The following is a 23,945-nucleotide window of genomic DNA, read 5'->3' as shown; positions in this document are numbered from 1 at the left end:
GCGCTGGCAAGCGTCCGAACCCCGTCCTTACCCGCTAAAGGAGCCTGTATGGAATCCTACAAGAGAAACGAGCTGATCGCCGGCCTGGCCATGCTCGGCGCCGGCGTGGCGTATCTGGTCCTGACCATGAACCTGCCGCGTCGTGGAACGATCGATGCCGCGTTTGTGCCTTGGGTGCTCGCCGTCTCGTTGTGCCTGTTGGGCGCATTGCAATTGTGGATGTGGCGAAAGCTGCCGGATAAACGCGCCGAACCCGCAGAAAAGCCAGAGGCGATTGATTACCCAACCGTGTTCAAAACCCTGGCATTGGTGCTGCTTTACACGGCGCTGATGGAGCCGGTGGGTTTCCTGATCACGACCGCGCTCTATCTGTATGTCCAGTTCATCGTGTTGACCCCTGCGGAACAGAAGGTCAAGCACCTGCGCTACGCGTTGATCGCTGTCGTCTCGGCGGTCCTGATTTTCTACATCTTTCGCCATGGCTTCGACTTGCTCCTGCCTGTCGGTTTATTGGATTTCTAGGGGACGGCCATGATTGAACTCATGCAAACAGGCTTCGCAGCCGTACTGACACCCTACGTCTTTCTCCTGATTACCCTCGGCGTTGCGGTGGGGATCGTTTTCGGTGCGGTGCCCGGGCTCTCGGCCACCATGGCGATCGCGTTGTGCTTGCCACTGACGTATTCGATGGGACCCGGCCCTGGCCTGGCGTTGCTGGTGGCGTTGTTCGTCGGCGCCACCTCGGGAGGGCTGATATCGGCGATATTGCTCAACATACCGGGTACGCCGGCCTCCATCGCGACGACGTTCGATGGCTGGCCGCTGATGAAACAAGGCCATGGCGTCAAGGCCCTTGGCATTGGCGTGGTGTTCTCGTTTCTCGGCACAATCTTCAGTATCGCGGCGCTGATGTTCATCGCCCCGATTCTGGCGGAACTGGCCCTGAGCTTTGGCCCGCACGAATACTTCTCCATCGCGATTTTCTCGCTGACATTGATCGCCACGCTGTCCACCGGCTCGCTGGTCAAAGGCCTGTTTGCCGGTGCCCTGGGTTTTGCCTTCTCCACCGTGGGTATCGCCCCGGTCGAAGCGATCCGTCGTTTTACCTTTGACCTGCCGAGCCTCAACGGCGGCTTCGCCATGCTGACCGTGATGATCGGTATGTTCGCGGTTGCCGAAGTGCTGAAGTTCGCCGAGAGCGCGCGCCTGAGCCACCGGGCCAAACCCCAGCACGTCAGCATGAAAGGCGTGAAAGGTTTTGGTTTCTCGATGAAAGAGTTTGTCGGCCAGTTGCCCAATGCCACCCGTTCTTCGTTGATCGGCCTGGGCATTGGCATCTTGCCCGGCATCGGTGCCGGTACGTCGAATATCGTCTCTTACATCGTGGCGAAGAAACGCTCCAAGACACCCGAGGAGTTCGGCAAAGGCAAGATCGACGGCGTGGTCGCCAGCGAGACGGCAAACAACGCTGGCATCGGCGGCGCGATGATTCCTCTGCTGACGCTCGGCATTCCCGGCGATACCACCACGGCGGTCATGCTCGGTGGCTTCATGATCCACGGCATCCAGCCCGGCCCCCTGCTGTTCATCAGCCAGGCGCCACTGGTCTACACGATCTTCGCCGCGCTGATCCTCGCTTCCGTGCTGATGCTGGTGCTGGAGTTCTACGGCCTGCGCATGTTCATCAAGTTGCTCGCGGTGCCCAAGCACATCTTGCTGCCAATTATCCTGGTGCTTTGCGTGGTCGGCGCCTTTGGCCTGAACAGCCGGATCTTCGATGTCTGGGCGGTGCTGCTGTTTGGCTTGCTGGGGTATGGGTTCGTCAAAAGCGGTCTGCCGATCGCACCGTTCATCATCGGTTTCATTCTCGGCCCGATGGCTGAAACCAACTTGCGCCGAGGCCTGATGCTGTCCGATGGCAACTTCGGCGGCTTCCTGACCAACCCCATCTCGGCGGGCTTCCTCATCCTGGCCGCCGCGTCCATTTCCTGGCATCTGGTGACGGTCATTCGCAACCGCAAGAGTGCTGCGATTGAACTGATGCGCAGCTAGCCCACCGCATTGGCTGCTGCAACGCGCGCCCGTGTTGCAGCCTTGGCCTTGGGCTGTCAGTGAGCGAGCTGGACGCCCGGCCAGCCAGGGTTCGGGCGGCTTCTGTAACGGTTGAGGAGAGAGGGATGTCTTCGTTGAACGATGAAGTGTTCCAGCGCATCGAGCGGGTGGTCGGGCAGGCAGGATGGGTGCGCGACCCCCAGCTGATGCAAGGCTATCTGACGGACTGGCGTAACGCCTATCAAGGCCAGGCCGCCTTGGTGGTGCGCCCGGCCACCACCGAAGAAGTGGCCGAGGTTGTTCGGATCTGCCACGACGCCCAGATTGCCTTGGTACCGCAGGGCGGCAACACCGGGCTATGTGGCGGCTCGATCCCCGATGCCTCTGGCAACCAAGTGGTGTTGTCCTTGACCCGGATGAAGCGCATCCGCGACATCGACCTGGCCAATGAAACCATTACGGTAGAGGCGGGGGTGATCCTGCGGCAGCTACAGGACGCCGCCAGCCAGGCCGGACGTTTGTTTCCGCTGTCGTTGGGGGCGGAGGGCAGTTGCACGGTGGGCGGCAATCTGGCGACCAACGCCGGCGGCACGGCTGTGCTGCGTTACGGCAACATGCGTGAGCTGACCCTAGGCCTGGAAGTGGTGCTGCCGGACGGTCGCGTCTGGAACGGTTTGCGGGGCTTGCGCAAAGACAACACCGGCTACGATCTCAAGCATTTGTTCATTGGCTCGGAGGGCACGCTGGGTATCATCACCGCTGCGGTATTGAAATTGTTCCCGGCGACCCACAGCACGGCGACCGCCTGGGTCGCGCTGCCTTCGCCTCAAGCGGCGGTGGACTTGATCGGCCATGTGCGCAGCCTGTGCGCTGATCGCCTGACAGGCTTCGAGATGATGTCGCGCCAGAGCCTGGATTTCGTCCTGGACCATGTGGCCGGCTGCACTGACCCTCTGGAAGCGAAACATCCTTGGTACGCCTTGATTGAACTGCGCGACACGGTCCCCGACGCCTCCTTGGCTCCGTTGCTGGAAAATGGCCTGGCCCATGCTTTCGAGCTTGGTTGGGTCATCGACGCGGTATTGGCCGGCAGCCAGGCACAGGCCGCGGCGCTGTGGGCGCTGCGCGAAGGCATTTCCGAAGCACAGAACCATGAAGGCCCCAGCCTCAAGCATGACATCAGCGTGCCCGTGAGCCGCATACCGGAGTTCATCGAGCGCACCGACCGCGCGCTGCAACAGGACTTTCCGGGCGTGCGCATCGTTTCTTATGGCCACATGGGCGACGGCAATCTGCACTACAACATCAGCAAGCCGATCGGCGACGCGGACGCCTCGTTCAAGGCGCGGGAACAGGCGATCATGCAGGTCATCTACCGGATGACGAGCACCTTCAACGGCAGCATCAGCGCCGAGCATGGCCTTGGGCAAGCCAAGCCTGAGGCGGCGGTTCGCTTCAAGGACCCGCTGGAGATCGAGTTGATGCGTGCTATCAAGCGCACGCTGGACCCGGCGGGGCTGATGAATCCGGGTAAGGTCTTTACTGCCGGGCTGGAGTGACTGAAGGTATTTCTCGATTATTCCCGCAATTATTAAAAAATAGTTTCATATGCTGCTGTGGATCAGCAGCAACGCAAACCACGAAGAAACTGGCGCAGTATTCACGCTTGCGCGCTAAGCGCTACTCCAGAAAACACCGGTCAAAAAGATAAACGCTGGCCGGTTTGAGATTTTCCACCGTGCGTTGCGGGCGGCCGCCTTCGCCGGCTTTTTTGCGGCCGGTTTCCTGCAGATAACCCGCCTCGGTCATTTTCAGCAGACGCTGGCGCATGCTGGTCTTGAGCACCGGACGACCGAGTACCACGGAGAAAATATCCACCGCTTCCGGCGCGCTGAATTCCGGGCCCAGGAACATCAACGGCAGGCTGCTGTAGAGGGCTTTGGACAGCAACCGTTCCTGGACCGCCGCCACCAGGCTGTTGTGGTCGAAAGGGAGTTTGATCGAGGCGTCTGCGACATCCTTGAGGGGAAAGAATCCCTGGTGTTCGGCGAGCTGGACCGTGTCGCTGAGAATCGCCAGGTAGAACGTCGAGGACGACCAGCAGCGCGGATCGCGGAACGCGTCGCCGACGGTGCCGACCTGTTCGATCCAGGCCAGCGGCATGCCGACCTTGCTTGAATTGCGCAGGCGCTCCACAGCGTCGTTCAGCGTGAGATCTTCGACGTCCCCATTGACCACGATCCCGGGCAACGCCCAATGGCCGGCGAACGGCTCGGCTTCCCGTCGGTTCAGGAGGATTTCCAGCGCCTGGGTCTCCCGGCAGAAGCGCAGCACACAAAGGTCGATGGTGTGCAGATAACCGCGCGAGGCGGCTGGGCTAGTGGGCATGTCGATTTCCGTGGGTAGCGTAAAGGTCATAGTTTAACGGGTTCATGCCGGGTGCTATCCAGTCGCTGGGCAGCGGCTTGCCCAAGGCCAGTCGTTCGCGAACCACCGTGCTGCGCACGTGGATCTTTTCCTCCACGCGAAGAATGGAAAAGCGCTCCAGCAATTCCTCGCCTCGATAGAACGTCGGCAGCAAATCGGCGACATCCTGGCCCACCACCAACGCGATCCGCTTGCCGTCCAGAGCCAGGCTGTCGGCGAGGTGGGCGAGCAGGGTGTAGCTGTAGATGGCGCCTTCAACGCCACGGGCCACGACCTGTTCCACCCGGCTTGCGCGCACTTCGGCGCGGCACAGTGGTTGCACCTTTTCGACGATCGACTCCAGCCAGTTCAGGCGAACCTCGTAGTCGACCATTTGCTTGCCGTGGGGATGCCGGAAGCTGGGGACCACCAGCACGCGTCTGGCCAAGCGTGAGGCCTCGATCATTACTTGAGCGTGGCCGGCATGAGGGGGATTGAAGGCGCCGCCATACAGGGCAATCTCGAACATGGCTTATCCTCGTTTAGTACATGACATGTACTCTATAGGCAAAATCCTTTTTATGTAAACCTGATTTTCCTAGTTGCTTTGCTTAGGTATGGAAGCTTGGTCAAAAAATATTTTTCGTGCCTGGCTTGTCATGAAAGTACATCACATATACTCTCGTGGCCATGAAGAGGAGAAACCCAGCATGAACAGCCTGATCCGGAAAACCGCTTCCTTCGATGTCGACGCGCAAAAGAGCTTCACACCGCTGTGCCCCGATGAGCTTCCGGTGCCGGGCGGTGACCAGATTGCCGGTGAGCTGAATTTCATCGCGTCCCTGGCCAGCCTCCGCATCGGCAGCAAGGACGCCCATTCGCCCCTGGCTCCCTGGGTGGTTGCCGATCATGCACAGATGTTCGTGCCGACCGGGCTCGAGCACGCCGACATCACTTGGGTCAGCCACTGCGTTCCCGGCACTGAGGGGTTCGCCTTGCTGGATCAACTGCCGACGCCGTACGACTACGACTATTTCGTCTGGAAGGGGGTCGAGCCGGATTTGCACCCCTACGGTGCCTGCTACCACGACCTGCACGGCAAGTTGTCCACCGGGGTGATCGAGTACCTCAAGGCCAAGCGTGTGGAGCAGGTCATAGTCGGCGGGCTGGCGCTGGATTTCTGCGTCAAGACCACCGCCCTGCAACTGGCCGCCGCTGGCTTCAAGGTGATCGTTCACCTCCCGGCCTGCCGGGCGATCAGTGAGGAGGGCGCCATTCAAGCCATCCAGGACATGCATCAAGCAGGCATCGCGGTGGCCGCGACGCGCGAAGAAACCCTCCGCCAGGCAAACGCATAAGGAAGAGACATGGACAGTGCATTCGATACAACCAGCGGCACCATCCAGAGTCTTCTGGACACCGACTACTACACCTTCACCATGATGCAGGCGGTCTTGCACCAGCACCCGAATGTCGAGGTGGAATACCAGTTCATCGTCCGCTCCAAGGAGCGGCTCGGTCACCTGATCCCGGATATTCGTGTCGAACTGGAGAAACTCGCCGGGTTGCAACTGCGCGAGGGGGAGCAGCGGTTTCTGTTCAACAAGCGTTTCCGTGAGTACCTGACACCGGACTTCGAACAGTTTCTCGGGCTGTTTCGCTTCAATCTGCGCTACATCCACGTTTCGGAGGTCGACGGCCAACTGCACATCCGCGTCCGTGGTCCGATGCTGCACTGCATCATGTTCGAGCAGCCGGTATTGGCGATGGTCAGCGAACTGCGCAATCGTGAGAAGTATCCCGAAGTCGAGTTGGCCGACGTCACCCGCAAGCTGTACCAGAAATTCGAATGGCTGGAGAAAAATGCCAGCCGTGAAGAACTCGCCGAGTTTCGCGTTTCAGACTTTTCCACCCGTCGTCGGCTGTCGTTCCGGGCCCAGCGGGAAGTGGTAAATGTCATGCGCAGCGATTTTCCTGGGGTCTTTGTCGGCACCAGTAACGCGCACTTGGCTTACGAATTCGATCTGCCCCTGATCGGCACCATGGCTCACCAGTGGCTGATGGTGCACCAGCAACTCGGACGCTTGCGCGAGAGCCAGAACGCGGCGTTGGAAAACTGGGTGCACGAGTATCGCGGCCGCCTCGGTATCGCCCTGACGGACTGCATCAGCACCGACTTTTTCCTCAAGGATTTCGACCTGTATTTTGCCAAGCTCTATGACGGCCTGCGCCAGGATTCCGGTGACCCGATCGTCTGGGCTGACAAGGTGCTGGGGCGTTACCAGGAACTGGGTATCGACCCGCGAACCAAGGACCTGATGTTTTCCGATGGCCTCAATTTCGAAAAATGCCTGCCGATCCTGCGTCACGTTCGCGGCAAGGCCAAGTTCGGTTTTGGCATGGGCACCAGCCTGGCCTGCGATGTCGACGGTGTCGAACCGCTGAGCATCGTCATGAAGCTGGTGCGGGTCCACGGCGAGCCGGTGGTGAAGTTCTCCGATGATCCGATCAAGAACGTCTGCGAGGATGCCTCGTTTCTGCGGTACGCCGCCCAAGTGTTCAACGTTGCCCTGATCAATCCACAGTTGGGAGCTTGATATGACATCGTTTCTGCAAGAACGCATTGCCCAGGAACTGGGCATCGACCGTCAACTCACTCAGGGCGGCGAAGCCAGCGAGATCGCCCGCCGCGTCGAGTTCATCAAGCAGGTCCTGCGAGAATCCGGTTGCCAGTCCCTGGTCCTGGGGATCAGTGGCGGCGTCGACTCGCTCACCGCCGGCCGCCTATGCCAATTGGCGGTGGAGCAACTGCGCAATGAAGACTACGCGGCGCGATTCATCGCCGTCCGGCTACCGTACAAAGCCCAGGCTGACGAGCAGGACGCCCAGGCGTCCCTGGACTTCATTCGGCCGGACTTGATCACCATCAGCAACATTGCCGCGTGCGTTGACGGCTTGATGGGCAGCATTGTCATCGATGGCTTGCAGCCTTCGGCCGAACTCACCGACTTTGCCAAAGGCAACGCCAAGGCCCGCGCCCGGATGCTGGCGCAATACGCCATTGCCAATCTGAGCAACGGATTGGTGGTCGGCACCGATCATGGGGCGGAGGCGGTGATGGGCTTTTTCACCAAGTTTGGCGACGGCGCATGCGACCTGGCACCGCTGTCCGGGCTGACCAAGACCCAGGTGAGACTGCTGGCCGACGCGATGGGCGCCCCCGCGCACCTGGTGCGCAAGGCGCCGACCGCTGATTTGGAAGACCTGGCGCCCGGTAAGTTGGATGAAGTGGCGTATGGCTGCAGCTACGAGGAAATCGATGCGTACCTGATGGGCGAAGAAGTGTCGCCGCAGGCGCAGCAGATCATTGAACGCGCTTACCTCAAGACAGCCCACAAGCGAGCACTGCCTCGCGTTCCGGTATCGTTGTAATAGGTTTAAATAGGGGCTTTGGTCTCGAACGGAGTGGAAAATGACCCAGGCAAGCAGCATCAAGGACCGCGTACGTATCAAGCAGGTCGAGGTCCTCTCGGACAATTGGTACATCCTGCGCAAGACCACTTATGACTACCTCGGCCGCAACGGCCAATGGCGCGAGCTGACCCGCGAGACCTATGACCGCGGCAACGGCGCCACCATCCTGCTTTACAGCAAAGCCAAGCAGACCGTGGTGTTGACCCGGCAATTCCGCTTCCCGGCGTTCGTCAACGGGCACGACGGCCTGTTGATCGAAACCTGCGCCGGCCTGCTGGACAACGATGATCCGCAGACCTGCATCCGCAAGGAAACCCAGGAAGAAACCGGCTATGTCGTCCAAGACGTGCGCAAGGTATTCGAGGCGTTCATGAGCCCGGGCTCGGTGACCGAGCGGATCCATTTTTTTGTCGGTGAATACTTCGACGAAGACAAGCAGCACGAAGGTGGCGGGCTTGAGGCCGAAGGGGAAGAGATCGAAGTGCTGGAGATGCCGCTCGGCCAGGCCCTGGGCATGATCGAGACCGGCGAAATCTGTGACGGCAAGACCATCATGTTGTTGCAGTACGCCAAGTTGCATCGGTTGCTGGATTAGCAGTTGGCTGCCCAGGCCGCTTGCTTGCTGATTTCATCGCTGCCAAATCTCTCACGGTAGGCCGAGGGAGCCAGGCCCACCGCGTTGCGAAAGGCTGCGCGGAAACTTTCCACTGACCGATACCCACAAGCGTGTGCGATACCGGCGGTGTTTTGATCGGTGCTTTCCAGCAGCTCGCGAGCGCGGTTCAGTCGTTCCTGCTGAAGCCAGGCCTTGGGCGACAGTCCCGTGGTTTCAATGAAACGCCTCAAAAAGGTTCGTTCGCTCATGGCCACGCGAGCCGCCATGTCAGCCACGCTCAACGGTTGGTCCAGGTGCTCGCGGATCCATTGCAACACGCGCGTCAGCTCGTTGCGCGGTGACTTGCACACCGGGGCGACGATGAATTGCGACTGGCCGCCGGTTCTCTGTGGCGCCATTACCAAGCGTCGGGCCACCGAGTTGGCGATGTGCGTGCCGAAATCACGAGCGATCAAATGCAGGCAGGCGTCGATACCGGCGGCACTTCCGGCTGAGGTGATCACCTGGCCGGAATCGACGTAGAGCACATTAGGGTCAACCTTGATGTTGGGGAATCGTTCGGCCAGCTCCTTGGAAAATTGCCAATGCGTGGTAGCGGTTTCTCCATCGAGCAGCCCTGTGGCGGCGAGCACGAACACCCCCGAGCAGATGGACAGCAGGCGTGCACCGCGGGCATGGGCTCTTGCAAGGGCTTGCAAGAGCGCTTCGGGGGGCCGCTCATAACGGTTGCGCCAACCAGGGACGATGATGGTCTGTGCGGTTTCAAGCTCTTCCAGACCCGCGTCGACGGAGATTTGCAATCCTCCCAGCGCACGCATCGGCCCCTCGTCGACGGCAACGATGCGGTGGGTATACCAAGGGACGTCCAGTTCTGGGCGGGGTAGCCCGAAGATCTCGAGGGCGATGCCGAATTCGAATACGCAAAGGCCCTCATAGACGAGGATGGCCACTGTTCCAGGAAGAGCATTCATTTGGCGTAAATTCACCGTTTATTGTCGTCTGCTGCACTGTAGCGGACAGTCCCCTGCCCCTACAATCGCTGCCAGGCAATCAGGAAAACCAAGACGGCTGCACCCCACAAAGGTGATCGCCGCATTACCGGTACCCCACCCCATCGCACCGGTAGAGGATTGTCACTTCCAGATTTATTCCTGCTTCAACAGAATTCGATTCGTACGGACAGGCCAAGTGCGCGCATCTTATTGAGTTCTGTTACGGACGCTGTTAACGGATAACGGCGTTGAAGGAGTTGTGAGTTGTAACCGGATTAACCTGGACGTTGTAAGGGAAAGGACTATGTTGCTGATCCAGATAGTGTTTGTCATGTTGTCAGCAAAACTCCTGGGTGCCGCGCTCAATCGCTTGGGGCAGCCACAGGTTGTTGGAGAAATGATTGCCGGTTTCATGTTGGGCCCCGTTGTACTGGGCCAGTTGTTTCCCTCCTTCCATCAGCAACTATTCGATAGCAGCGCTATTACCCAGCTCAAAGTCCTGAGCGAGTTGGGCATATTGTTGTTCATGTTCGTCATCGGTGCCGAGTTTCGTTTCCCATTGAAACAGAGCAAGACCGGCTTCCATGCCATGGTCATCGGCGCCTTCAGCATTGTCATCCCTTTTTCCCTCGGCGCCGCGATAGCTCCCTGGCTGTACGAACATTTCGCCAGCACCGGGACGTCTCGGTTGGCCTTTGTCTTGTTCATAGGCACCGTGTTTTCCGTCACCGCTTTTCCGGTACTGGCGCGGATCCTCAAGGAACGCGGCATGCTCGGTACGCAGACCGGTGCGATCGCCTTGCTGGCCGCCGCCATGAGCGACGTGGTCGCCTGGATGTTGATTGCCGCTGTCGCGATGGTGAACGGTCAGGACAGTGACTGGATGGCCCTGGTCGTCCGGGGTGGTTGCCTGTTACTGCTGGTGGCCTTTTCGTTCCTGGTGCTCAAGCCCCTCTTGAACCGTTGGCTCGCCGCCGAAGGAAAGCTTGCGCAACCGATGGTGCTCGTGGCGTTGCTGGCTGGTGTGATGATCTATGGCAGCCTGACCCACGCGCTGCAAGTGCACGCCGTATTTGGTGCCTTCCTGTTCGGCCTGTGCTTGCCGCGTGACCAGCGTTTGCTGGACATGATCATCGAACGGCTGGAGCACGTATCGCTGATCATACTGATGCCCTGTTTCTTTGCCCTGGCCGGCTTGAGCACCACCTCGTCGGCGTTCACCGGGCTTGGGGCCTGGGTGCTGCTGGTGATCCTGCTCGTGGCTGTCACTGCGAAGATATTCGGCAGCGCGCTGGGCGCTCGGCTTGTGGGTTGCTCCTGGTCGACGTCGCTGAGCATCGGTGCACTGATGAACACCCGCGGCCTGATGGAACTGGTCGTGCTCAAGATCGGCCTGGACATGGGCATCATCGGCAGCGAGCTGTTTACCGCCCTGGTGGTCATGACCATCGTCACGACGCTGATGACCGGTCCGCTGATGAATCTGCAAGAAAAGAAAATCTTTCCGGTACGCAACTCGTCGACTCCGAGTGCGTTGCCTCCCGTGGATTTGTAACACCGACCGATAACAATGGAATGGAGCGATAAATGAGCGAACAAACGTCCAGCTTGGTTATTGAAGTAATGGAGCAGCAACTGGCCAAGCATTTCCAGGCTCTTTTGCAGGATGAAAACCGGATGAAGCAGATTCGTAATGAATTTCGCCGCGACGGTTACTTCAACTTCAAAAACTTTTCCTTTCTGCCGAAAAGGATTTTGGAAAATGTTCATGCCGAAGTTCATGCGTTATTGGACGAGTATTCGGTGCGCCGCGATGTGACGGTTCCATCCACCGGTAATACCTACCGCAAAATGTATAACGTCAACCAACCGGAGATCGCCGAGGGCGGGACGTTCATTCCCGCGCTTTATCAATCCGAGTCGCTGCGTAAGTTCTTGGGCAATATTGCCGGCGACGACTTGGCGTCCTGCTGGGAGCAGGAGCAATACCTGATCACCAAACTGAGCCACCCGGGCGATACCCATGGCTGGCATTGGGGTGATTACCCGTACACCATGATCTGGATCATCGAGGCGCCCGAGGACCCGGCGATCGGTGGCGTGCTCCAGTGCGTGCCGCACAGCGAGTGGGACAAGCAGAACCCGCAGATCTGGCAGTACATCCTCAACAACCCGATCAAGTCGTATCACCACCTCAAGGGTGATGTGTATTTCCTCAAGTCGGATACCACGTTGCACCACGTGGTACCGATCCAGCAGGAAACCACTCGGATCATTCTCAACACATGCTGGGCCAGTGCCCATGACCGGCGAACCGATGTCGCCCACGAAAGTATCGAAGTGATCTGGGATACCAAGGCCAGGACCACCGAAGAGGCCTGACGGCGAGCGGCCGGGCGGATGGGTGTCCGCCCGGTTTCATATTTGGAAAATCAACGTTGCCCCCGGGGCTCAAGGAAGCAGGCCATGTCCATCACTCAAGAAACGTTTCAATCCGAAACCGCCTATGTCGTACGCAACGAAGGCGTCGATCTGGAGCTCAAGTTGTTCATGGATGAGCAGATCGAATACATCCTCAAGCATCGCGCGACCGAGCACCCATTTCTGAACGCCTATGCCGAGCACGGTCTGCCGCCGGAGCAAAGCCAGGTGCTGTACCTGGAAACCCTGCACTACTTCAAATACCTGCCGTTCTATGTTTGTGGGATTTCCACCATCACCCGTGACGAGGCAGTCCTTCGCACCATCGCCTTCAACGCTCGCGATGAACTGGGGGAAACCCATTCCCATTCCGACTTGTACCGCAAGTTCCTGCACGACAAGGGCATCAGCGAGGAGCAGATCGAGGCCTACAAGTGCCTGCCCAGCACTCAGGCGTTGAACGACGGCATTTGCGCGCTCTACAGCAAACCGCCATTGCAAAAGGCACTGGGTGGCTTGTTCGCCGACGAGGCGATGTCCGCATCGATGGTTTCCAAATACAACGATGGCTTGATCAAGGAAGGCGTCAGCGAACGCGGCCGGTTCTTCTGGACGCTGCACATGGAAGTCGAAGTCGGCCACTCCAACGCAGTGTTCAACGTCATGGAAAAACACCTGCAGACGCCGCAAGAGCGTCGTCTGTTCGCCGAAGGCATTGAACAGTACCTGCACCTGATGGAAGTGTACTGGGATGGCATCGAGCGCAAACTCAACGCTGGAGGACGCCAATGACTGCCCAGAACGAATCCGGACAAGGCGTCGCCTTCGGGCTCGGCGCCACGCTGCTCTGGGGCTCGTACCCGCTCTGGTACAAGCCGTTGGCCGGGCTCGATGCCTATCATCTGCTGTCCTGGCGGGTGGTGTTCGCCGAGTTGTTTCTCCTGGCACTGGTGTTGTTGACCGCGCGGGTCGGGACGTTGCGCGCTACGCTCAAGACCGTTCGCCCGGCCAATGTGCTCACGGTGTCCGCGGTGTTGGGGCTTTGGTGGCTGATGTACATCTACGGGATCATGACCGGGCGCGTACTGGAGGTGGCCTTCGGCTATTTCCTCAGCCCGATCATGAGCATGGTGGTGTCGCGGGTGATCTTCAAGGAGCGTCTCACGGCCCTGCAAACCTGGGCGATCTTCCTCGCCGTCACAGGCGTGACATTGATGGCGTTCGAGCTGCTGAACCTGCATTCATTCCCATGGATCGCGCTGGTGATCGGCTTCTGCTATTCGTTCTACGGCATCTTCAAGAAAAAGGTACCGGGTGATCCGGTGGTCATCCAGACGCTGGAAATTGCCGTGCTGCTGCCGTTCGCGGCGCTGTTCCTGGTGTGGGCTCAGGCCCAGGGCCAAGGGCACCAGTTCCTGCAGTCGGGTACTCGCGATCTGCTGTTGGTCGCGACGGGTCTGATCACGGTGTTGCCTTTGTGGTGGTACAGTCTGGCGGCCAAGCAGCTGTCGATGATCACGCTGGGCTTCTTGCAGTTCGTCCCGCCAATTTGCAACTTCCTGTTGGCGGCATTCGTTTATGGTGAACCGGTCTCGTCGTTGAAACTGGCGGCGTTCTCGTTCATCTGGCTGGCGCTTGCGTTGTTTACCTTGAACTCCATCCGGGTCCAGCGTGCAGCGGCGGCCGCCAGGTTGTCCGTGCAAATGCGTACGGCATGACATACCCGCCTGCGCCGTCTCGAGGCGGCGCGGGTTTTTTCAGGATAAGGGAATCGAAATGAAGAAAGTCGCCGTGGTGGGTTGCACCGGTGCAGTGGGCATGACCATGCTGCAATTGCTTGAAGATACCGACTACGAGGTGGTCTGCATGGCCTCTGAACGTTCGGCCGGCAAGCGCTTGAAGGCTGGTAGCACCGAGCACCTGATCGAGCCTTTTTCGGTCGAAGGCTGCGCCTCGTGCGATATCGTCTTCCTGTGTGTTTCCGGGGCGTTTGCCCTGGAATATGGTGAGCGACTGGCTGAAAATTCCTACGTTATCGATAACTCCTCGGCTTTTCGCTATCACCCGAATATCCCGCTGCTTGTACCGCCGATCAACGGTCAACGCTACAAGGGCGAAAAACTGATTGCCAATCCCAACTGTTCTTCGGCCATCGCACTCATGGTGCTGGGACCGCTGCACGACGCATACGAGCTTGAAAGCGCGATCATTTCCACTTACCAGGCCGCCAGCGGTGCGGGCCAACCGGCCATGCTGGAGCTGCGTGAAAAGGCCAAGGCGTTCAGCGACTATGGCGATCAGGACGGCAGCGAAAACTTCGCCCACAACCTGGCGTTCAACGTGATCCCTCAAGTCGATTCGTTTGAAGACAACGGTTATACCCGCGAAGAGATGAAAGTGGTCTGGGAACTGCGCAAGGTCCTGGACGAGCCGGAGCTGGCCATCAGCACGACGGCGGTTCGGGTACCGACCCTGCGTTCCCACGCCGAGAGCCTGAGCCTGCGCTTCAGGAAGCCGGTGCAATCACTGGCCCAGGTGCGTGAACTCCTGGCGGCTGCGCCAGGTGTCGAGGTGGTGGATGAACCCAAGCAAGGCGTTTATCCGATGCCCATGACCTCGACCTATAAGCACGCCGTGGAAGTAGGACGGATTCGCTACAATCTGATCTACGGCGATCACGGGCTGGATCTGTTTATCAGCGGCGACCAGTTGCTGCGAGGCGCGGCACTGAACGCGTTCGAAATCATGCAATTGGTCAATGACTGATCACCAAGGGGTTGAATGATAAACGCGCAACCGCTTTACAGCGGCTGCGCGTTTTTTCATTCAGCTGGACTGAGGCTCGCTGTCGTCCTGCAAATCGTCCAGGTATTCCGGTTGGTCCAGCTGTTCCGGCAGTTCAGTCACGACACTGAAGTCGCTGATCTCGATGGCGCCCGTCCCGTGGCCGAGCAAGTGGAAGGAGAACGCCTTGCGCGGCTGCGGGTTATCGAAATGGATATCCATCACCAGCGGCTGATCGGTGGTCACCGCGACGTCGGTGGGAAAATCCATCGGCACGTCCTGTTCGAACTCCTTGGCCTTGAGGGATATGTACGCGGCGTGGTTCGCGTCCACGGCGCGGATGCTCAAGCTGACGCGCGTGCGGGTGCCCTTGGGCATTTCCAGGTACTGGGCGCCGATCAGATTGTCGGTCCAGTCGTTGGACACCTGGGCCGGCAACGGGATCTTTTCCGCGCTACCGAATTGGTAGTGTTGGTTCAAGGGCGTGGTGAACAACGTCTGGTCCAGTGCCGTGGCTCGGGCACTGACTTGTCTTGCGCGTTGGCCGCTGTATTGCCCCAGGTAGGTGGCGCTGTCGGCGATGAAGCCTTCGCTCCTGTAGTCGAGGCAATGTTGCTGGAAATCGCATTCGGTGAAGGTGCCCTTGCCATCGTGGTAGCGCAGCTTGCCGTTGGTGAACGACATGATTTCCCGGCCCGTCGCATAGTCCCTGAACATCGAGCGACCGGACAGCGAAGTCGGCACTTTGAAACCGAAGTAGTCGAGTACCGAAGCCGTCAGGTCGACATGGCCATGAACCCCTTGCTTGAGGCGCGGCAATGGCTCGGGCGCCAACATGAGGTTGAAGCCCCAGGACGAGGCCAGGCGCACATCGTCGATGCCGTGGGATTCATCCGAAGTGATGATCACCAGGGTATTGTCCAGGATGCCCTGGCGTTCCAGGCCGACGAGGAAGCTGTCCAGCGCATCGTCCAGGTAACCCACGGCGGCCTGCTTGGCGGTGTCGTAGCGCTCCAGGTAATCCTCTGGCGCTGAATAGGGTTGGTGTGTGCCCACTGTCAGCAGTGTGAGCATCCAGGGTTTATCCGCCTGTTGCAGGTGCCCGACGTAATCCAGCGCGCCTTCGAAGAAAGTCTTGTCATCCTTGCCCCAGGGAAACTCCAGATAGGCGGGTCGGGTGAACCACTCCATGCCCAGGGTCGTGTCGAAGCCGATGTGCGGCATGATCCGGTCCTTGGCCATGAACCGCAGGCCGGCGCCTTGCAGGAAGTGGGTCGAGAATCCGTTCTGGCGCAATTGGGCAGGCAAGCAGGCCTGGTTGCGCTGGCTCTGGTTGAGCATTTCGACGCCCTTGGGCGTGCCATTGTCGAGCTTGTCGTAGTCGCCGCACAACATGGCGTACAGGCCACGAATGGTCTGGTGGCTGTGCAACACGTAGTCGGGTGTGTTCATTCCGCGCTCGGCCCAGGCGCTGAGGCGCGGCATGAGGTTTTCCTGATAACTGCTTTTCAAAGCCTGGCGATTGGTTTCCAGGTAGGCGCCGGGAATGCCTTCCAGGGCGATGATCAGGACGTTGCGCGCGCGGCCCGGCGCGGCGAGCAGCTTTTTCCCTTCGAGATCCAGTCGGGTCAGCCCTTCCATGGGGGGAAGCGGTTCCTCGGTATCCCCGGCGACCCACTCTTGAATGTGCGCCTGGCCGGCGGCGAGGCCTGCCGTCATTAGCTGGTGGGGCAGGTTGAACAGGTTCCACTGGTCCGCTTCGCTGGGCCGCCAGGTTTGCACCGTGCCGTGAACCAGCAAAAGCGCCGCCGGCAGCGCCCAGGCGTGGCGCGGCAAGCCGGGCGCCCGGCGGCTCCGATTGATCCAGTGGACCGCCAGCCAGAGCGCCAAGGCGACCAGCTGGAAGGCGGCGAGCCAGGGATGAGCGAAGCCGCCGCTGGTGGAGTTCTCGACAAATTGCGGGTCGGTCAGATACTGGATGTCCGACGGCGTTGGCATCCGTCCGACCGCACTGACCAGTTCGCTGCTGGCCAACATCAGCGTGGTCCAGGCGAGCAATACCGGTAACGCCAGCCACCCGGGGCGTCGATGCAGCAACACGATCAATAAGCTGCCGATGGCGAAGTCGGACAGATAGCCCAGCAGGTCGGACCAGCCAAGAACCAGGCGCAGCCCCATCGGGACGAAGAGCACGCATCCGGCCAGCGCGAGAAGGCTCGCGAGTGGATGAGTCAGCGCTCGATAAAAAACATTCACGGAAACGGGCCTTTTGTTCAAACCAATCCAGCAAACACACAACCCTGTAGGATTCTGCATTTGGTCATTAAACAGTCACAAGACTGTGCAGGATGGTACCAAGCGCAGCAGCCATTTTTGGTCCACAACCTCGCGGCTGGCTGCGGTTCGCGGGTCAATCCCTCTACAATGGCGACACGGCGTGGCTTTCAGGCATGTTTAATCTTGTTTCAAGATTTCTCATCGGAGGATGGATGGACAGGTTCCAGGAGATGCAGGTGTTTGTCGCCGTGGCCCAGGATTCTGGATTTTCGGCCGCCGCGCGACGCTTGGGCCTGTCGGCCGCCAGCGTGACGCGGGCAGTGGCGGCGCTGGAACAACGCATCGGTACGCCGCTGCTGGTGCGGACCACGCGCAACGTCTACCTGAGCGAAGCCGGCCAACGCTTTCTCGATGACTGTCGGCGGATCCTCGGCGATCTGCAGGAAGCCGAGGACTCGGCGGCCGGCAGTCACGCCCAGCCTCGGGGACAACTGACCATCACCGCGCCGGTGCTGTTCGGGCAATTGTTCGTCACGCCAGTACTGGTGGATTACCTGGGGCGTTTTTCCGAGGTTTGCGTCAACGCCTTGCTGCTGGATCGCACCGTCAGCATGGTGGAAGAGGGCATCGACGTTGCCGTGCGCATCGGTGAGTTGCCCGATAGCAGCCTGCACGCCGTCCGTGTCGGCGAGGTGCGGCGGGTGGTGTGTGGCTCCCCCGGGTTCTTCGCCCGCCATGGCCGGCCTGAACACCCGCAGGACCTGGAGCGGATGCCCGTGGTGTCGTCCTCGGCCATTGGCCAGGTCAGGAACTGGACCTTTGTCGAGGCGGGCCAGCCGCTCTCGGTCCGGCCTGCGCCTCGGCTGGTGGTGACGGCCAACCAGGCTGCCATCGGCGCGGCGTGCCAGGGGTTGGGGATGACGCGGGTCCTGTCCTATCAGGTGGCGAGCTGCATTGCCGCCGGCGAGTTGGAAATCGTCCTGGCCGACTTCGAGCTGCCGCCCCTGCCGATCCATGTGGTGTACCAGGGCGGGCGCAATGCGCCGGCGCGGGTTCGCAGTTTTGTGGACTTCATGGTGAATGCGCTGCGGGAACACCCGGCCCTGTAGCGCTGAGGCATTGTTTCGCTGATAGAAATAAAGGATTGCGTTTGCAGGTGATTCTATAGCTCCAGGCATGAGCAGAAGATGACCCCATCGACGCCGCATAACGAGGGCGTCATTTCCCAGCGGAGTCGACCATGAACCCAATCAAGCTCTATCACTTCCCACTGTCCGGCCACGCACACCGTGTCCAATTGATGCTTTCGCTGCTCGAACTGCCGGTCGAGATTATTTTCGTCGACTTGGCCAAGGGGGCGCACAAACAGCCGGAATTCCTCGCGATCAACTCGTTCGGCCAGGTGCCGGTCCTGGACGATAACGGCGTGGTGCTGGCGGATTCCAACGCCATCCTGGTGTACCTGGCAAGCAAATACGGCCACGGTCACTGGCTGCCGACGGACCCGGTCGGCGCCGCTCGCGTCCAGCGCTGGTTGTCGGTCGCCGCCGGTCCTTTGCATGCCGGTCCGGCCACGGCGCGCTTGATCACGGTATTCGGTGCGTCGCACAACGCCGAGGATGTGATTGCCCGGTCCCATACTCTGCTCAAAGTCATCGACCAGGAATTGAGCAACAGCACCTATCTGGCGGGTGACGCGCCGACCATTGCCGACATCTCGGGCTACACCTATATCGCCCATGCGCCCGAGGGCAATGTTTCGCTGCAGGACTACGCCAACGTACGTGCATGGCTGGCGCGAATCGAGGCCTTGCCAGGGTTCGTGGGCATGCCACGTACCGCGGTGGGCTTGCAGAAAGACGCTTGAGCATCGGCCCGGTTGCGGCGAGGGTGCAATCGTCCTCGCCGCTGGTTTCTGTAAGACCACGGAAGCGTTAATCTGCCAGCCTTTCCCGGGGTGGCTACGTTTCATGACTTTTATCCACAGGCTCTCGCTGGCGCTGGCCGCGTTGTTTTTGAGCGGCTGTGACCAGCCCGCGCCAACCGTCCTCGATCAACAACTCTATGTCTGGCAACGCCAATGGACACCGGCCCATGAAGGCGCGTTGCGGCAGAGCCGTGGCGATTTTTCCAGCTTGCGGGTGCTGGCGTTGCAGGCGTTTCCCGGCGCCGGCTGGAGTCGCGCGCGTATCGATGCGGCGTTGCTCAAGGCTGACGGTCGACCGCTCATTGCGGTGATTCGCCTGGACGGCCAGCTCAAATCCCTCGACCAGGACGATGTGATCGCGCAGATCCAGCAATTGTTGGGCGATTGGCAAGCCCAGGGCCTGGCGCCGGTGGGGATTGAAATCGACCACGACGCCGGCAACGCACGGCTGCCAGCCTATCGGACCTTCCTCGCCCGACTCCGGCAAACCTTGCCGGCAACCTTGCAATTGAGCATCACGGCGTTGCCGGCCTGGCTCAGCAGCCCCGAACTGCCCGAACTGCTGAAAACCGTGGACAGCAGCGTCCTGCAGGTGCATGCGGTCAGCGACCCGCGCCAAGGCTTGTTCGACGCTGAACAGGCCAGGCGCTGGGCCGAGCGCTGGGGCGAGGTCACTGCGCGGCCGTTCTACCTGGCGCTGCCAGCCTACGGTGTGGCGCTGCTGACCCAGGAAAGCGGTGCGCCGATGGTGGAGAGTGAAGTGCCCATCGACCGGGGCGGCGAGCGTCGGGAGTTGCTGGCCGATCCGCAGCAAGTGGCCGGGCTTGTGATGAAGCTCCGCGCCGAACCGCCCAGGCATTTGAGCGGGTTGATCTGGTTTCGCCTGCCGCTGGTGGGGGACCGACGCGCCTGGAGCCTGGTCACCCTTGGTGCGGTGGCCCGTGGCGAAAGCCTGGAAAGCCGCCTGGTTGTGCAAATGGAAGAGCGGGACGGCCTCTACGATATCCGCCTGGTCAACCAGGGCAACCTCGACCTGCCTTGGCCCCAGCGCCTGACCCTGGCGGTGAGCGCGTGTGACGGGGTCGATGCCCTGGCCGGTTATACGTTGCAACAAACCCCCGGACTGCTTACCTTCACCCGCATTCAGGAAGGCCGCTTGGCTGCCGGTGCCCAGCGGGCGATCGGCTGGGCGCGCTGTACGAAAATTGACCAAGGAGGATTCAATGTCTACCCGTAAGTGGCCTCGTCGCCTGCTGTGCCTGAGCCTCAGTTTGCCGCTGGGTCACGCGTGGGCCTGCGGACCGGATTTCCCATTGCGCCTGCTGGATAACCGCGCCCAATCCCTGGCGGAATTGCCCGAAGGCAGCTTTCGTTTCGAGATCAGCCGTCTCGGCCAAGCCATTGCAGGGTTGAAGCCGACCACGGAGGCGACGCGCAATCCTGATTACAGCTACGACGACGTTTCTTCTTACGTGGAACAGCGCACCAAGGCTGAACAGCTTGGCCTGACGCCGCCGCAACAAGCGGTGGTGGAGCGTTTGCGTGCGTTGAGCGATGTCGAACAGGTCGCCACCGAAGCGGCGAACCTGCCCGCCGAGCTGCGCTTGTACGCGGTTGGCGCGGCGGCCTTCAACGCCGGCGACCATCAGCGTGCCGTCGAGGCGTTCCAGCAATTGCTGGCATTGCCGGCCGACGAGCGTCGCCTGCGCAGCACCTGGGCGGCGTATTCCTTGGGCCGTGCGTTGTTTGCCATGAGTGCCGAGGCCGGCAGCGGTGAACCCGCCGTGTTGCTGGATCAGTCGCGGCAAGCGTTTCGCCAGGTCCGCGAGCTGAGCATTGCCGGCTTCAGCGATCCGCTGGAGTTGGGCGTCGCCAGCCTCGGCGAGGAAGCCAGGGTGGCCTATACCGCTGATGACTGGGACAGCGCCATCGGGCTGTACGCGACACAAAACCTGCAAGGCTCGCCGGTGGGCTACAGTTCGTTGCTGCAGTTGGCGGGCGGCTTGAGCGTCGAGCCGGAAGAACGCCTGCGCACGTTGCTCAAGGCCAAGGCGGTCCAGCGCCTGGTGACGGCTTATCTGCTCAGTCGCGTTGGCTGGTGGGACGGTGAAGAGCCGTCCGGGGAGAAAACCCTCGTCAAGCTGTTGCAAGCCAGTGCCCAAGGCAACCTGGAGGATGCCGACCGCTTGGCCGCCGTGAGTTATCAACACGGTGACTACACCAGCGCCAAAGCCTTCGTGGACAAGGCCGCCGACACCGGCCTGGCCTGGTGGGTACGGGCCAAGCTGGCGCTGCGCGACGGTGACAAGGCCGGCGCGGCGGCGGCTTATGCCAACGCCGCCCAGGCATTCCCCAAAGACGAATCGTGGGGCGGTCGACGCACGCCGGACTGGGACTACGAGACAGTACAACCCAAATGCCGGGTCGACGGCGAGAGCGCGATCCTGGCGCTGCAACGGGGCGAATACCTGCAAGCTTTCGATCAGCTCTATCGCGGTCAGTACAATTATTGGTATGACGCGGCGACCGTCGCCGAGCGTGTGCTGACCGTCGATGAGCTCAAGCAATATGTCGATGCCCAGGTCCCCGCACCACCGCCGTTGAGCCAGCAAGATCGAGACAACTATGTACCGTTGTCGGTGGCGGCGAATCTGCGCAACCTCTTGGGTCGTCGTTTGCTGCGCGAAGGTCGCTACGATGAAGCCCCGGACTATTTCGACAATCCCGAGCTGCAGGCCAAGGCCCGCGCCTACGGACAACTGCGTGAGGATGCCGAGTCCAAATGGTTGCCGACCAGCCGAGCCGAGGCGTATTTCAATGCGTCCGTCATCGCGCGCCGGTCCGGCATGCAGCTGCTGGGCTACGAAATGGCGCCGGATTACGCCAGCCTGGAAGGCAACTACAGTTTTGAACCGGTGGAGCTCAAGGTCGGTCCGCTGGTGGCCGAAGGCGAAGTGCAACGGCAACAGGCCAGCGCCGCCCAACCGGACGTGCGCTACCACTACCGTTTCGTCGCCACGGCGCTGGCGAGCCAGGCCGCCGATCACTTGCCGCACACCAGCCAGGCGTTCGCGGCGGTGTTGTGCAGGGCCGTGGGCTATAACTCCAGCCTCGAAGAACAAAGCGCGTTGTACCAGCGTTATGTGAAGGAGGGGCCTTACGTGGAGTGGGCGTGGGATTTCGGCCACCAATGCCCGGAACCGGCGTTCGACCAGGCCAACAAGCGCTACGTGACCCAGGCCCTGGCGCCTGTTCGCTCGGCGTTGCGGCCATTCAAGACCTGGTTGGAAGTGGGCGGCGCGGTGCTGGTGGTCGCCGTTGCGCTGGCACTGATCAGCCGGCGCAAGCGCAAGGCTCGGATGGCGGGGTACGCCGCTCATTGAAGTAAAAACGCAGGACATGTGGCGAGGGAGCAAGCTGCCTCGCCACGGGATTGTTGCCTGCTAAATCTGCGTCGCCATCCCCTCTACGTTCATCGCCGCCTGGCGCAACGCCTCCGAGCGAGTGGGGTGGGGGTGGCAGATCAGCGCGATGTCTTCGGCCGAAGCACCGAATTCCATGGCCACGCAGTACTCGCCGATCATCTCGCTGACACTCGGCCCGACCAGGTGCACGCCGAGAATTTCGTCGGTGTGTTCATCGGCCAGGACCTTGGCGAACCCCTCGGTCTCATGGTTGATCTTCGCCCGGCTGTTGGCCGTGAACGGGAATTTCCCGACCTTGTAGGCTCGGCCTTCGGCCTTGAGCTGCTCTTCGGTCCTGCCGACGCTGGCCAGTTCCGGACGGGTGTAGATGACGCTAGGGATCAGGTCGTAATTGACCTGACCGGCCTTGCCGACGATCTGTTCGAGGCAGGCCATGGCCTCATCCTCGGCCTTGTGGGCCAGCATCGGCCCGGAAGTCACGTCCCCGATGACCCAAACGCCAGGGGCTTCGGTGCGGTGGCGCTGGTTGGCGAGCATGCCGCGTTTATCCGTCTCCAGCCTGACGTTTTCCAGGCCCAGCCCTTGGGTGTAAGGCCGACGACCGATGGCGACCAGCACGTAGTCGGCATCCAGGGTCTGTGCCTCGCCGCCTGACGCCGGTTCGACCTGCAATTGCACATCCTTTTGGGAAGACTCCGCGCGGGTGACCTTGGTGCTCAACTTGAACTCGATCCCCTGTTTGGCCAAGGCCCGTTGCAGGGTCTTGGCGGTCTCGCCATCCGCCCCCGGGCAGATGCGATCAAGGTATTCCACCACGGTCACTTGGGCCCCCAGGCGTCGCCAGACTGAACCCAGCTCAAGGCCGATGACGCCTGCGCCAATCACCACCAGATGCCGGGGCACTTCGCCCAAGGACAGCGCGCCGGTGGAGTCCAGGATGCGCCGGTTATCGATGTCCACGCCGGGCAGTGGCGTCGGTTCCGAGCCGGTGGCGATGATGATGTCCTTGGCGCTCAGTTCAACCTGGGTGCCGTCTTCGCCGGTGACGGTCACTTTGCCGGGCCCATCGATATGGCCCCAGCCCTTTATCCAGTCGACCTTGTTCTTGCGAAACAGAAACTCGATGCCCTTGGTCAGGCCCGCGACGCTTTCGTTCTTCTGCTTCATCATCTGCGCGAGGTCGAGGGTAGGGCTGACGTTGATGCCTAGGTGGGCGAATTCCGAGCCTTTGGCCGCTTCGTAGAGTTCAGACGCGTGAAGCAGCGCCTTGGAGGGCATGCAGCCGACGTTCAGGCAGGTGCCGCCCAGGGTGGCGCGGCCTTCGACGCAGGCGGCTTTCAACCCAAGTTGTCCGGCTCGAATGGCTGCGTTATAGCCGCCGGGTCCACCGCCCAGAATGATCACGTCGTAATTGCTCATCACCGATCTCCCGCATGGCTGAAAAAATTATGATCATAATATGAGCGCGTCGAACGATCACGGTCAAGGCTCAAGGCCTATCGTGAAGAATTCAAAACAGAAATTTCACAGCAATAGTTATAAGGTAACGACACGTAACGGAACGGCAGTGG

The 23,945-nt window shown here is 60.6% G+C and carries 21 protein-coding genes; 16 read left to right on the top strand and 5 right to left on the bottom strand.

The features are described from left to right. Positions 1–48 precede the first annotated feature (48 nt). The 3 genes from KSS97_RS00845 (at position 49) to KSS97_RS00835 (ending at position 3,611) form a co-directional block, all read left to right on the top strand. A complete protein-coding gene (locus KSS97_RS00845; protein ID WP_217860715.1) occupies positions 49–522 on the top strand; it encodes a tripartite tricarboxylate transporter TctB family protein in 474 nt (157 codons plus the stop codon). 9 nt (positions 523–531) lie between these two features. Then, positions 532–2,052: a tripartite tricarboxylate transporter permease gene (locus tag KSS97_RS00840; RefSeq protein ID WP_030139041.1), complete on the top strand. Its 1,521-nt coding sequence runs from the start codon at positions 532–534 to the stop codon at positions 2,050–2,052. Between the two features lie 125 nt (positions 2,053–2,177). Then, positions 2,178–3,611 (top strand): FAD-binding oxidoreductase, encoded by a 1,434-nt coding sequence (locus KSS97_RS00835; RefSeq protein WP_198796143.1) that lies wholly within the window; start codon positions 2,178–2,180, stop codon positions 3,609–3,611. Positions 3,612–3,732: 121 nt separating this feature from the next. On the opposite strand, the gene KSS97_RS00830 is transcribed toward KSS97_RS00835, so the two are convergent. Then, positions 3,733–4,440 (bottom strand): NUDIX hydrolase, encoded by a 708-nt coding sequence (locus KSS97_RS00830; protein ID WP_217860714.1) that lies wholly within the window; start codon positions 4,438–4,440, stop codon positions 3,733–3,735. After that, positions 4,430–4,987: an adenylyltransferase/cytidyltransferase family protein gene (locus tag KSS97_RS00825; RefSeq protein ID WP_217860713.1), complete on the bottom strand. Its 558-nt coding sequence runs from the start codon at positions 4,985–4,987 to the stop codon at positions 4,430–4,432. Before KSS97_RS00825 ends, KSS97_RS00830 begins: the two co-directional genes overlap by 11 nt. Before the next feature lie 181 nt (positions 4,988–5,168). Between KSS97_RS00825 and KSS97_RS00820 the strand changes: the two genes are divergently transcribed. Genes KSS97_RS00820 through nudK form a run of 4 tightly spaced genes read left to right on the top strand, consistent with a single transcriptional unit; the run spans position 5,169 to position 8,527 of the window. Then, complete coding sequence (locus KSS97_RS00820) at positions 5,169–5,816, top strand: nicotinamidase (RefSeq protein ID WP_217860712.1); 648 nt, start codon at positions 5,169–5,171, stop codon at positions 5,814–5,816. 9 nt (positions 5,817–5,825) lie between these two features. Next, a complete protein-coding gene (gene pncB, locus KSS97_RS00815) occupies positions 5,826–7,055 on the top strand; it encodes a nicotinate phosphoribosyltransferase (RefSeq protein ID WP_030139049.1) in 1,230 nt (409 codons plus the stop codon). Between the two features lies 1 nt (position 7,056). Beyond that, a complete protein-coding gene (gene nadE / locus KSS97_RS00810) occupies positions 7,057–7,890 on the top strand; it encodes an NAD(+) synthase (RefSeq protein WP_217860711.1) in 834 nt (277 codons plus the stop codon). Positions 7,891–7,930: 40 nt separating this feature from the next. Beyond that, a complete protein-coding gene (gene nudK, locus KSS97_RS00805) occupies positions 7,931–8,527 on the top strand; it encodes a GDP-mannose pyrophosphatase NudK (protein WP_217860710.1) in 597 nt (198 codons plus the stop codon). On the opposite strand, the gene ftrA is transcribed toward nudK, so the two are convergent. Next, complete coding sequence (gene ftrA / locus KSS97_RS00800; RefSeq protein ID WP_198796147.1) at positions 8,524–9,519, bottom strand: transcriptional regulator FtrA; 996 nt, start codon at positions 9,517–9,519, stop codon at positions 8,524–8,526. The two genes, nudK and ftrA, sit on opposite strands and share 4 nt — an antisense overlap. A gap of 325 nt (positions 9,520–9,844) precedes the next feature. Here ftrA and KSS97_RS00795 point away from each other — a divergent pair, with 325 nt between their 5' ends. The 5 genes from KSS97_RS00795 to KSS97_RS00775 all read left to right on the top strand — a co-directional run bounded on the left by KSS97_RS00795 (position 9,845) and on the right by KSS97_RS00775 (position 14,727). After that, positions 9,845–11,095, top strand: coding sequence for a cation:proton antiporter domain-containing protein (locus tag KSS97_RS00795; RefSeq protein WP_225936080.1), 1,251 nt, complete (start codon positions 9,845–9,847; stop codon positions 11,093–11,095). Positions 11,096–11,127: 32 nt separating this feature from the next. After that, entirely contained in the window at positions 11,128–11,922 is a 795-nt protein-coding gene (locus KSS97_RS00790; RefSeq protein ID WP_030139054.1) for a HalD/BesD family halogenase, read from the top strand. A gap of 84 nt (positions 11,923–12,006) precedes the next feature. Beyond that, complete coding sequence (locus KSS97_RS00785; protein WP_198796149.1) at positions 12,007–12,753, top strand: iron-containing redox enzyme family protein; 747 nt, start codon at positions 12,007–12,009, stop codon at positions 12,751–12,753. After that, positions 12,750–13,679, top strand: a complete 930-nt coding sequence (gene rarD, locus KSS97_RS00780) for an EamA family transporter RarD (protein ID WP_198796150.1) — start codon at positions 12,750–12,752, stop codon at positions 13,677–13,679. The genes KSS97_RS00785 and rarD overlap by 4 nt, the downstream gene beginning before the upstream one ends. Before the next feature lie 58 nt (positions 13,680–13,737). Next, on the top strand, positions 13,738–14,727 hold the full coding sequence (locus tag KSS97_RS00775) for an aspartate-semialdehyde dehydrogenase (RefSeq protein WP_030139057.1): 990 nt from the start codon (positions 13,738–13,740) through the stop codon (positions 14,725–14,727). Positions 14,728–14,787: 60 nt separating this feature from the next. On the opposite strand, the gene KSS97_RS00770 is transcribed toward KSS97_RS00775, so the two are convergent. After that, the gene (locus tag KSS97_RS00770; RefSeq protein ID WP_217860708.1) at positions 14,788–17,001 is read right to left on the bottom strand and encodes an LTA synthase family protein; all 2,214 of its coding nucleotides are present in this window, start codon (positions 16,999–17,001) and stop codon (positions 14,788–14,790) included. A gap of 233 nt (positions 17,002–17,234) precedes the next feature. On the opposite strand from KSS97_RS00770, the gene KSS97_RS00765 reads away from it, so the two are divergent. The 4 genes from KSS97_RS00765 (at position 17,235) to KSS97_RS00750 (ending at position 22,332) form a co-directional block, all read left to right on the top strand. Next, positions 17,235–18,131 carry a LysR family transcriptional regulator gene (locus tag KSS97_RS00765; RefSeq protein ID WP_217860701.1) on the top strand — a complete coding sequence of 299 codons (897 nt, stop codon included), beginning with the start codon at positions 17,235–17,237 and terminating at the stop codon, positions 18,129–18,131. Between the two features lie 131 nt (positions 18,132–18,262). Further along, positions 18,263–18,889: a glutathione S-transferase family protein gene (locus KSS97_RS00760; RefSeq protein WP_217860699.1), complete on the top strand. Its 627-nt coding sequence runs from the start codon at positions 18,263–18,265 to the stop codon at positions 18,887–18,889. A gap of 103 nt (positions 18,890–18,992) precedes the next feature. Further along, positions 18,993–20,186, top strand: coding sequence for a DUF3142 domain-containing protein (locus KSS97_RS00755; protein WP_217860697.1), 1,194 nt, complete (start codon positions 18,993–18,995; stop codon positions 20,184–20,186). Next, on the top strand, positions 20,173–22,332 hold the full coding sequence (locus tag KSS97_RS00750) for a hypothetical protein (RefSeq protein ID WP_217860695.1): 2,160 nt from the start codon (positions 20,173–20,175) through the stop codon (positions 22,330–22,332). Before KSS97_RS00755 ends, KSS97_RS00750 begins: the two co-directional genes overlap by 14 nt. Positions 22,333–22,392: 60 nt before the next feature. On the opposite strand, the gene lpdA is transcribed toward KSS97_RS00750, so the two are convergent. Further along, on the bottom strand, positions 22,393–23,793 hold the full coding sequence (gene lpdA, locus KSS97_RS00745; RefSeq protein WP_217860694.1) for a dihydrolipoyl dehydrogenase: 1,401 nt from the start codon (positions 23,791–23,793) through the stop codon (positions 22,393–22,395). Positions 23,794–23,945 lie beyond the last annotated feature (152 nt).

It is taken from the genome of Pseudomonas alvandae, from assembly GCF_019141525.1.
GTDB lineage: Bacteria > Pseudomonadota > Gammaproteobacteria > Pseudomonadales > Pseudomonadaceae > Aquipseudomonas > Aquipseudomonas alvandae.
The sequence above is the reverse complement of the archived record's forward strand: the minus strand, read 5'-3'. Positions and strand labels throughout refer to the sequence as shown.